Raw genomic sequence first — 10,062 nt, forward strand, 5'->3', positions numbered from 1 at the left:
TATGGGTTTCCGGGTCAGACCTATGATGGCGGGCACACTGCCTGTTCGGGCATCTGCCGTTACCGGTTTGGGCGGTCACGGCGTAGCACCCGCATGGTTTCGTGGTGGGCGTGGTGGACCCAGCGCGGGTGCGCTGGGTTGCTGGAACCGGGATTGCTTTTCAGCCGTCCGGCACTGCGTTCAAATAGGGGCCACCGCGCCCACCACGAAACCAGCCCCGTCCCTATGACGAGCCCATCCGCCCCGGTCGCGGCAGCAGCCCAAAGGTCCTGGACCTCCGCCATCATGCAGCGCCACCACGAATCGAACACCACCCGAGAGAGCGTGGCCGCCAAAACCGGTACCGGCAGAATCCCTGCAGAACCACCAACCCCACCACGAAACCACCAACCCAGGCAACTCTGTTCGGCTCTGCCCCTGCCGGCCAGGCAGTCCGCTTTCTTGGCTTACTTTCTTTTCGGATAAAAGAAAGTAAGTCGCGCCGGGGGCGCGAAAGCCTTTGACTTTGAAGTTGACTTTGACTTTGATGTTGACTTTGACGTTAAGCCTTTGACCTTGAAGCTAAAGCCTTTGACTTTGAACCCCAAAACCGTCCCCCTCAAAAAGACCCCCTAATAGAAGGCGCCCGCAAAGAAACCCCCGCTCTCCGCGAATTCTCCTCAATCTCCGCGATCAGCGGCTCAATCCTCGCGAGTTGCGCGCGGTTATCGTGATCCCACGGATGAAACCCCGGCCGGAAATAGTCGAACCACTCCGGGATCATCCTGCGCAGCACCCCCGGCTTGCCCCACAGAAACCACATCACCCCACCAAACCCACGCAGCTTGTTGGGGCACTCGCGGTCGGCCATCACCAGCCGCACGTGGAACACGAACACCATCGCCCAGAACGTCGCGGTGGTGGTCAGCATGGTGAAGGTGCGCAGCAGGTAGCGCGACAAGCCGGGCTTCATCACCGTGTTCCACACGTCGTAGGCCACCGCCTTGTGCTCGGTTTCCTCGAGCGCGTGCCAGATCCACACTTGGTGGTAGCCCGGCTCGGAGCCGCCCATCTGCTCCGGGTCCGCCAGCAGGCCGCCGGCCAGCATCGCGGTGTAGTGCTCCAGCGCGATGGTGTGGGCGAGCTGCCATGACTTCGGCAGGATGCGGCGCAGCAGGTTGAGCAGCTTGGCCACGGTGTTGTCGAGCTGCGCGGCGGGCAGGCCGGCTTCGCTCATCAGGCGGTTGTAGAGGATGTGCTCGCGCGTGTGCATCGCTTCCTGGCCGATGAAGCCGGCGATGGCGCGCTTGAGTTCGGGGTCGGCCACGTCGTCGCGGTAGGCGCGCACGCTGTCCATGAAGAAGCGTTCGCCGGCCGGGAAGAAGATCGACAGCGCGTTGACGAAATGGGTGACGTGGCGGCCCCGCACGTGCCAGTCGGCGATGCGGCTGGCGGGCAGGTGGGGATGCACATCGCGTCGGACTGGCATCATGATCGGAACTCCTGTCTAGGCTTGGATGGCGTGGGGCGCGGGTTGCGCGACGTTGCCGCATTCGGCGAGGAAGTGCAGCAGGTCCGCCGCCACGCGCTGCGGGTCTTCTTCCATCGGGACGTGGCCGAGGCCGGCATAGCGCTGCAGGCGCGCGCCGGGAATGCGCCCGGCGAAGGCCTGCGCGTGCGCGGGCGGAATCCAGCGGTCGCGCTCGCCCCACAGCACCAGCGTGGGCGCGCGGATGCCGGCCAGCGCGTCGGTGTCGAGCGCCGCGAAATCGAGCCTGGGCACCATGCGGCCCACCGCCTCGCGGCTGCCCTCGGCGTAGAAAAAATCGACGTAGCGGCGGAAGGTGGCTTCGTCCACGCGCGCGGCGTCGCCGTAGACGTCGCGCGTGGCGGCGCGGATGATGGCCTCGGGCAGCATCCACGGCGCCGACCAGCGCACCGGCGCGTGGTTGAACAGCGCGATGTAGAGCGGCAGCTTCATCGGGAAGCCGGCCGCGTCGACCAGCACCAGCTTGTCGACCTGGGCCGGGCGGCGCGCGGCGAGGTCCCACGCGATCAGGCCGCCGAGCGAGTTGCCGATCACGCTGGCGCGCCGCAGGCCGATGGCCTGGCAGAAGGCGTCGATGAAGCGGCGGTACATGTCCACGTCCATCGTGGCGATGCGCCCGCGCGCGTCGCGCAGCGGCCCGGTCAGGCCGAACGGCGGCAGGTCCACGCGCAGCACGCGGTAGCGCTGCGACAGCGCCGGCAGCACGCCCTGCCATGTATGCAGCGACGCGCCGAAGCCGTGGATCAGCAGCAGCGGCTCGCCGTCGGGCGCGCCCTCGTCGGTGTAGTGGACCAGCGTGCCCATCACCTGCACCCAGCGCGAGGCCGGCAGCGCGTAGCGGCGCGCCAGCGTCTCGCGCGACAGGCTGAACAGGCCGATGCGGCCCTGGCCGAACCAGCGCGTGAAGGCGCCGGGCGGGCGCCGCAGGCGCGCGTCCGCGGCGGCGGCGCGGCTCATGGCGCGTCTCCGCCGCCGGCGGGCCTGGCCGCCACGGTGCCGCCCGCGGACGCGGGCTTGCCGAGCGGGCTCTTGCGGCGCGCCTCGCGCACCACCAGCGACTGGTAGGCGGCGGGCAGCAGCCGCGCCATCAGGTCGGCGGCCACCGCGTCGGGCCCGATCAGCACGCGGCGGCGGTCATGGCGCACGCCGTTGAGGATCACGCGCGCGGCCTTGTCGGCGCTGGTGATGAAGAACTTCTCGAAGTCGTCGCGGCCCTGCTGTTCGTTCTCGACCAGGAAGCCGGCGACGTTGGGCGCGATGCGGCTGGCCTGCGCGATGTTGGTCTTGATGCCGCCCGGATGCACGCAGGTGGCGGAGACCCCGCAGCCGAGCAGGTCGAGTTCCTGGCGCAGCGATTCGGTGAAGCCGCGCACCGCGTACTTGCTGGCGTTGTAGCCGCTCATGCCGGGCTGCGCGAAGATGCCGAAGATGCTGGAGGTGTTGACGACGTGGCCTTCGCCGCTGGCCTTGAGGTGCGGCAGGAAGGCCTTCGTGCCGTGCACCACGCCCCAGAAGTTGATGCCCATGATCCATTCGAGATCGTCGTAGCTCATGCCGTCGATGGTGCTCGACAGCGCCACGCCGGCGTTGTTGAAGATCAGGTTGACGCGGCCGTGCGCGTGCGCGGCCTGCGCGGCCCACGCATGCATGGCGGCGCGGTCGGCCACGTCCACCACGTGCTGCGTGACCATCAGCGCGGGCGCGGTGCGCATGACCTCGCCCACGGTCTGCGCCAGGCCGGTCTGGTCGCGGTCCGACAGCGCGAGCTGGCAGCCTTCGCGCGCCAGCGCTACGGCCAGCGCGCGGCCCATGCCGGAGCCGGCGCCGGTGATGGCCGCCACCTTGTTCCTGAATTGCTTCATGCGGGAGTCTCCTCGCGGGTCGTTTGTTCTTGGTGGTTGTTTCTTGCCCGGCTCATGCGCGGCTCATGCCTGGGCGGCCGGCGCCGGCTGCCGCGCAGCCGCGGACAGTTGCGGGTGCATCAGCGAGCGGGTCTCGTAGTCGGCCATGTCGAAGCGCGCGGTGGCGCGGCGGAACTGCCAGGTGAAGCCCGGCCACAGCGTGGTGTTCTTGCCGGTCTTCGGATCGAGATACCAGCTCACGCAGCCGCCTTCGGACCAGATCGCGCGCGCCAGCTTGCGCTGCAGCCCGGCGTTGTAGTCGTGCTGCGCCGGCGCGCGCACGTCGATGGCCTGCACGCGGTGCCGGCCCATCGTCTTGAGCGCGCCGAGGATGTAGTTCACCTGCGACTCGATCATGAACACCATCGAGCTGTGGCCGAGGCCCGTGTTCGGCCCCACCACCATGAACAGGTTGGGAAAGCCCGCCACGGTGGTGCCGAGATAGGCCTCGGCGCCGTCGCGCCAGGCGTCGAGCAGGTCGATGCCGCCGCGCCCGAGGATGGCGCCGCGCGGAATCGGGTCGGTGGCGTGGAAGCCGGTGCCGAAGATGATGCAGTCGGCCGGGCGGCGGCTGCCGTCGCGCATGACGATGGCGTCTTCCTCGACGTGGCCGATGCCCGCCGTCACCACGTCCACGTTGGTGCGCGCGAGCGCCGGGTAGTAGTCGTTGGAGATCAGCACGCGCTTGCAGCCGATGGTGTAGTCCGGCGTGACGGCGGCGCGCAGCGCGGGATCGCTCACCTGCCGGCGGATGTGGCCGCGCGCGATGCGCTCCACCGCCTTCATCAGCTTGGGGTGCACCACGAAGCCGAGCACGCGCGACTCCAGCATCCAGTAGATGCCGCCGCGCACCAGCTTCTGCGTGAACGGCAGGCGGCGGAACAGCCAGCGCTCGGCCGCGGAAACGGTGCGGTCCGGCTTGGGCATGATCCACGGCGGGGTGCGCTGGAACAGGTCCAGGTGCGCCACGCGCGGCGCGATCTGCGGCACGAACTGGATGGCGCTGGCGCCGGTGCCGATCACCGCCACGCGCTTGCCGGCCAGCGCGTAGTCATGGTTCCAGTGCTGCGAATGGAAGGTCTCGCCGCGAAAACGCTCCAGCCCCGGGATGGCCGGGTACGCGGGCCGGCTCAGGCCACCCATGCCGGACACCAGCACGCGCGCCTGCACGCGCTTGCCGTCGGCCATCTCCAGCTGCCAGGTGCCGCTGGCCTCGTCCCACGCGGCGCGGCGCAGCTCGTGGCGCAGGCGCAGGTGCGGGCGCAGGCGGAACTGGTCGGTGCAGCGCTCCAGGTAGGCGCGGATCTCCGGCTGCGGCGAGAACATGCGCGACCAGTCCGGGTTGGGCGCGAACGAGAACGAATAGAGATGCGACTGCACGTCGCAGGCGCAGCCCGGGTAGTGGTTGTCGCGCCAGGTGCCGCCGACCGAGCCGGCCTTCTCGAACACGGCGAAGTTGTGCAGGCCCGCCTGCTTGAGGCGGATCGCCATGCCCAGCCCGGCGAAGCCGCTGCCGATGATGGCGATGTCGCAATACTGGGTCGGACCGGCGCCGCCGGGGCCCGGCGGCTGGGGTCCGGCGGTGGACAACTCGGGGGGCAGGTCCGCTGGCGCGTTCATAGGCTGTCTCTCGTGCCGCGGGCGCGCCGGGCGGGGTGCCCTGACGCGCCGCAACATCATTGATTGTGACATTGATGGATGTCATCGTAGGCAGCGCGGCAGCGCGGGTCAATGCCGGGATTGGAATGTCGCTTCTAATTTTTAGCGGACTTTAGCGGGCCATTCGCCGTATTAAACGGTGACTAGGCGCGTTTTGGCCGCGCTGGCAAGCGTACCCACTGCTGCGTTTGAAACCGCCGGAGGCGGGAGCACGGCGCCGGCCAGTCCGCTGCCGGTGCCGGCACGCCCTAGGCGCGCCCGCCGCCGAGCACGCGCCGGCGCCAGGCGTTCGGGGTTTCCCGCGTCCAGCGCTTGAATGCGTGGCTGAACGCGCTCTGCTCGGAAAAACCGAGCAGCATGGCCAGTTGCGCGAGGCTGACGGCGGGATCGGCCAGGTAGTGCTCGGCCTGCGCGCGGCGCACGCCGTCGACCAGCGCCGAGTAGTTCATGCCGCGCGCCTGCAGCCGCCGCTGCAGCGTGCGCACCGGCAGGCCCAGATGGGCGGCCACGCTGGCGATGGGCACCTCGCCGCGCGGCAGCGCGTGGCCGATGAACGCGCGCGCCTGCGCGATCTCGCCGCCGCCGTCCGCCTCGAGCGCGCGCAACTGGGCCTGGGCGATGCGCGCCATCTGCGCCTGCATCTCGGCGTCGGCCTGCAGCGAGGGGCGCGCCAGCAGCGCCGGGTCGATGTGCAAGGCGTGGCGGCCGGCGTCGAACGCCACCGGGCAGCCGAACACCCGCGCATAACCGTCGGCATGGCCGCCGGGCGGCGCGGCGTGCGGAAACTCGATGCGCTCGGCGAAGAAGCCCTCGCCGAGCAGCCAGCGCGCGAAGCAGATCCAGGTGGCCATGTGCAGCTCGTGCGCGTGGCGCGAGAGCGGGCCGTGCAGCGCCTCCCACGTCATGCACGCGCCGCGCGCCGTTTCCATCAGACGGGTGCGGCCGATGTCGTTGGCCAGCACTTCATAGCGGATGCCTTGCAGGATGGCCTCGCGCACGGTCGGCGTGGTCAGCACCACGTAGCCCATCTCCGCATAGTGGCGCGGCTTGAAGCCGGCGCCCGCGTGCAGCCCGGCCAGCGGGTCGCCGGTGGCGCGCGCGAGCGCGTCGAGCAGGGCCAGGTAGTCGGCCGCGGGCACGCGCGCGGCGGGACCGGCGGCGGCGTCGGACAGCGCCGGATCGAGCCCGGCCAGCGCGAGCAGGCGGACCGGCGCGATGCCGGCGGCCTCGCCGTGGTCGAGCACGGTGCGCAGGTAGGGCAGCGAGACGGTGCCGCCGGCAGCGCCGGCGGCCGCATTGGCGCGTGGCATCAAATGACCTGTCATGCGGAATCAAGACCGGGGGCCGATCTTGATCCAGACTGCGGCGAGCGTCAATGCGGGCAATCGACAACGATCGACGAGTTCACGCAGTCCCGAGGCGCATGAGAACAAGAGAAGGAGACACCATGCACGCCCCATGCACCGCGCCGCCCGGCGCGCTCTCGCGGCGCGGCTTCCTCAAGGTCGGGCTCGGTTTTTCCGCGGCGCTGGCCTGCGCGGGACTGATCCCGGCGCTGAGCGGCTGCGCGCCCGCGCCCACGAACCCGGCCGCCGGCATGCGCTTCCTGCGCGACGGCGACGCGGCGCTGTTCGGCGCGCTGCTGCCCGCCGTGGCCGACGAGCTGGCCACGCGCGAGCCCGGCCAGCGCGCGCTGCATCTCGGCCAGGCGCTGCACAATATCGACGACACCTGCGCGGCGATGGACGCCAACGCACGCGCCGAGCTGCGCAAGCTGCTGGACCTGCTGGCCATCGGCCCGCTGCGCCGGGTGCTGGGCGGCGTGCGCGACGACTGGCGGCACACCGACGCGGCGCAGGCGCGGCGCTTTCTCGCGCGCTGGCGCGCGAGCCGCTTCGCCACGCTGAACGCAGGCGCCGTGGTGCTGGTCAAGCTGTGCGGCGTGGCCTATTACCTGCTGCCCGCCGCGTGGGCCGGCGCCGGTTATCCCGGCCCCAATCCCGCCGTCTTCAACGCACTGCACGCCTGACGCCATGACCGTACCCGACCTCTACAGCGCCGGCATCGCGTCCGGCTGGAACGTGGTGGACGCCGCCACGCTCGCCGCGCCGCTCGCGCTCGACGCCGACGTGGCCATCGTCGGCAGCGGCGCCGGCGGCGGCGTGGCCGCCGAGATCCTCAGCGATGCCGGCCTGCGCGTGGTGCTGCTCGAGGAAGGCGCGCTGCGCACTTCCGACAGCTTCCGCGACATGGACGAAGGCCGCGCCTACCGCGAGCTCTACCAGGAGGGCGCGGCGCGCGCCACCGCCGACGGCGCCATCGCCATCCTGCAGGGCCGCGCGGTCGGCGGCAGCACCACGGTGAACTGGTCGTCGAGCTTCCGCACGCCGCCGCAGACGCTGGCGCACTGGGCCGCGCACCACGCGGTGAGCGGCCACGCCGCGGCCGACATGGCGCCGTGGTTCGCGCGCATGGAGACGCGCCTGTCGGTGGCGCCGTGGGGCATGGCGCCGAACGACAACAACGGCGTGCTCAAGCGCGGCTGCGACAAGCTGGGCTGGGAGTCGCACGTGATCCCGCGCAACGTGAAGGGCTGCTGGAACTCCGGCTACTGCGGCCTGGGCTGCCCGGTCAACGCCAAGCAGTCGATGCTGGTGTCGACCATCCCGGCGGCGCTGGCGCGCGGCGCCACGCTCGTGCACCGCGTGCGCGTGCGCGCGTTCGCGCACGACGGCAAGACCGTCGGCGCGCTCGCCGGCGTGGCGCTCGGCGCCGACGGCCGCACGCCCACCGGCGTGGCGGTGACGGTGCGCGCGCGCCACTACGTGGCCGCCGGCGGCGCCATCAACACGCCGGCGCTGCTGCTGCGCTCGCGCGCGCCGGACCCGCACCAGCGCCTCGGCCTGCGCACCTTCATCCATCCGGTCAACCTGAGCATCGCGGTGATGCCGGAGCAGGTCGACCCGTATTACGGCGCGCCGCAGTCGGTCGCCTCGGACCACTTCCAGTGGAAAGACGGCGCCACCGGCGCGATCGGCTACAAGCTCGAAGTGCCGCCGCTGCTGCCCGGCATCAGCGCGGGCGTGTTCGGCAGCGTGGGCGAGGCGCTGCGCGCCGACATGGCCGCGCTGCCGCGCACCAACGCCATGCTGGCGCTGCTGCGCGACGGCTTCGTGCCGCACAGCGAAGGCGGGCGCGTGCGCATCGCCGGCGACGGCAGCCCGGTGCTCGACTACGACATGAACGACTACCTCTGGGACGGCGTGCGGCGCGCGTGGCTGAGCATGGCCGAGGCGCAGTTCGCCGCCGGCGCGCTGCGGGTGCGGCCGGCGCATCTCGACGCGCCGTACTACGCCGACTGGGCCAGCGCGCGCGCGGGCATCGCCGCGCTGCCGCTGGCCAAGTTCCGCGCGGCGCTGTTCTCGGCGCACCTGATGGGCGGCTGCGGCATGAGCGACGAGCCGCGGCTCGGCGTGGTGGACAGCGGCGGCCGCCATCACCAGTTGAACAACCTGTCGGTGCTGGACGGCTCCGTGTTTCCCACCAGCATCGGCGCCAACCCGCAGTTGTCGGTGTTCGCGCTGAGCGCGCAGAACGCGCACGGGCTGGCCGCGCGGCTGGTGCGGTGAGCGCCGCCCGGCCGCCCCACGCAAGAGGGGTAAAACAAAGCGGTGCGCGCTCGCGCGCTTCAAGTCCACAATTAAAACGGGCGCGCAAGGAGCCGGCGCGCCCCGCGCGCGGCGCCACGACGCAGGAGGCGGAGTCCGAGGCAACGTTGGAAACAACGTTAGAGGCAACCCTCAAATTTTGCGCTTGTGAAACGCTCGCGGCGCTGGCTAGGCTCCGTACAACCGTTTCAAGCATCCGTTTGCCGACAGAGCAGGGAGCAGGAACGGCATGGCATTTTGCTGGGGTTCGATGCATGACAAGACAAGAGGCGCCCCCCATGAAGACCGGTAAAGGCACGGCAGGAGACACCAAGGCCCGCATTCTCGACGCCACCGAGCGCTTGTTCATCGAGGTCGGCTACGAAGGCACCTCGCTCAGGCAAGTGACCTCGCGCGCGATCGTCAATCTGGCCGCGGTCAACTATCACTTCCGCAGCAAGGAAATCATGATGCAGGCGGTGCTCGGGCGCCGCCTCGACCCACTCAACACGCGGCGCCTGGCCGTGCTCGACGCCTGCGAGGCGCGCTGGCCCGGCAACCAGATCCGCTGCGAGCACGTCATGGGCGCGCTGTTCGTGCCCGCGCTGCAGATGGCGCGCGAGCCGGAGCTCGGCGGCCCGTCGTTCCTGCGGCTGCTCGGCCGCGTGTACTCGGACACCTCGCCGTTCATCCAGTCCTACCTGCTCGGCCACTACGCGCCGGTGTTCGGCCGCTTCTCGGGCGCCTTCGCGCGCGCGCTGCCGGAGATCCCGCCGCAGGAGCTGGGCTGGCGGCTGAACTTCGCGCTCAAGGCGCTGGCCGGCGTGCTGGCCGGCGACGAGCTCGGCAACCTGCTGCCGGCCTTCACGCAGGGCAAGGACGTGAGCGACGCGCAGGTGCTGGCGCAGTTGAGCGCGATGGTGATCGCCGCGCTCAAGGCGCCGGTGCCGGCCAGCCAGCAACTGTGCGCGCTGCAGGACGTGTTCGTGATCGGCGAGGCCCAGCACGCCGAGGAACGCGCCACGCAGGCCTCGCTCGACGGCCTGGTGGCCGAGCAGGCGAAGCGCGCCGACGCGCACGCCGCGGCCGCGCGCAAGACGCGCCGCACCGCGCGCAACGAGGGCGCCACGCGCGCCGCCGTCACCAGCATGGCGGTGCGCGGCGCGCGCGAGCACCCGCCCATCGTCTTCCCGAGCAATCCGCTCGACGACTGGATGCGTACCCGCTCCAGGACCTAGCGGCGCGTCCCGCGCGCCGGCCGACCGCCGGCAGGTGAGCGATCCCGCGCTGCGCGCCGCCGTCACGCCGGACTACACCATCGGCTGCA

At 70.9% G+C, this 10,062-nt stretch carries 8 protein-coding genes; 3 read left to right on the forward strand and 5 right to left on the reverse strand.

Features of this window, described 5'->3' with window-relative positions:
* Nucleotides 1–598: 598 nt before the first annotated feature.
* The 5 genes from AC3WXD_RS27230 to AC3WXD_RS27250 all read right to left on the reverse strand — a co-directional run bounded on the left by AC3WXD_RS27230 (nt 599) and on the right by AC3WXD_RS27250 (nt 6,398).
* Entirely contained in the window at nt 599–1,471 is an 873-nt protein-coding gene (locus AC3WXD_RS27230; RefSeq protein WP_492325029.1) for a metal-dependent hydrolase, read from the reverse strand.
* A 15-nt stretch (nt 1,472–1,486) separates the two neighbouring features.
* Entirely contained in the window at nt 1,487–2,485 is a 999-nt protein-coding gene (locus tag AC3WXD_RS27235; RefSeq protein ID WP_492325030.1) for an alpha/beta fold hydrolase, read from the reverse strand.
* On the reverse strand, nt 2,482–3,390 hold the full coding sequence (locus tag AC3WXD_RS27240) for an SDR family NAD(P)-dependent oxidoreductase (RefSeq protein ID WP_492325031.1): 909 nt from the start codon (nt 3,388–3,390) through the stop codon (nt 2,482–2,484). Before AC3WXD_RS27240 ends, AC3WXD_RS27235 begins: the two co-directional genes overlap by 4 nt.
* A gap of 63 nt (nt 3,391–3,453) precedes the next feature.
* Nucleotides 3,454–5,049 (reverse strand): flavin-containing monooxygenase, encoded by a 1,596-nt coding sequence (locus AC3WXD_RS27245; protein ID WP_492325032.1) that lies wholly within the window; start codon nt 5,047–5,049, stop codon nt 3,454–3,456.
* Nucleotides 5,050–5,336: 287 nt separating this feature from the next.
* Nucleotides 5,337–6,398, reverse strand: coding sequence for an AraC family transcriptional regulator (locus tag AC3WXD_RS27250; protein ID WP_020206615.1), 1,062 nt, complete (start codon nt 6,396–6,398; stop codon nt 5,337–5,339).
* A 137-nt stretch (nt 6,399–6,535) separates the two neighbouring features.
* On the opposite strand from AC3WXD_RS27250, the gene AC3WXD_RS27255 reads away from it, so the two are divergent.
* The 3 genes from AC3WXD_RS27255 (at nt 6,536) to AC3WXD_RS27265 (ending at nt 9,973) form a co-directional block, all read left to right on the forward strand.
* Nucleotides 6,536–7,117, forward strand: a complete 582-nt coding sequence (locus tag AC3WXD_RS27255; RefSeq protein ID WP_492325033.1) for a hypothetical protein — start codon at nt 6,536–6,538, stop codon at nt 7,115–7,117.
* A gap of 4 nt (nt 7,118–7,121) precedes the next feature.
* Nucleotides 7,122–8,717, forward strand: coding sequence for a GMC family oxidoreductase (locus tag AC3WXD_RS27260; RefSeq protein ID WP_492325034.1), 1,596 nt, complete (start codon nt 7,122–7,124; stop codon nt 8,715–8,717).
* 317 nt (nt 8,718–9,034) lie between these two features.
* Nucleotides 9,035–9,973: a TetR/AcrR family transcriptional regulator gene (locus AC3WXD_RS27265; protein WP_492325035.1), complete on the forward strand. Its 939-nt coding sequence runs from the start codon at nt 9,035–9,037 to the stop codon at nt 9,971–9,973.
* Nucleotides 9,974–10,062: the final 89 nt, after the last annotated feature.

This window comes from Cupriavidus sp. FW216-B1 (genome assembly GCF_058789195.1).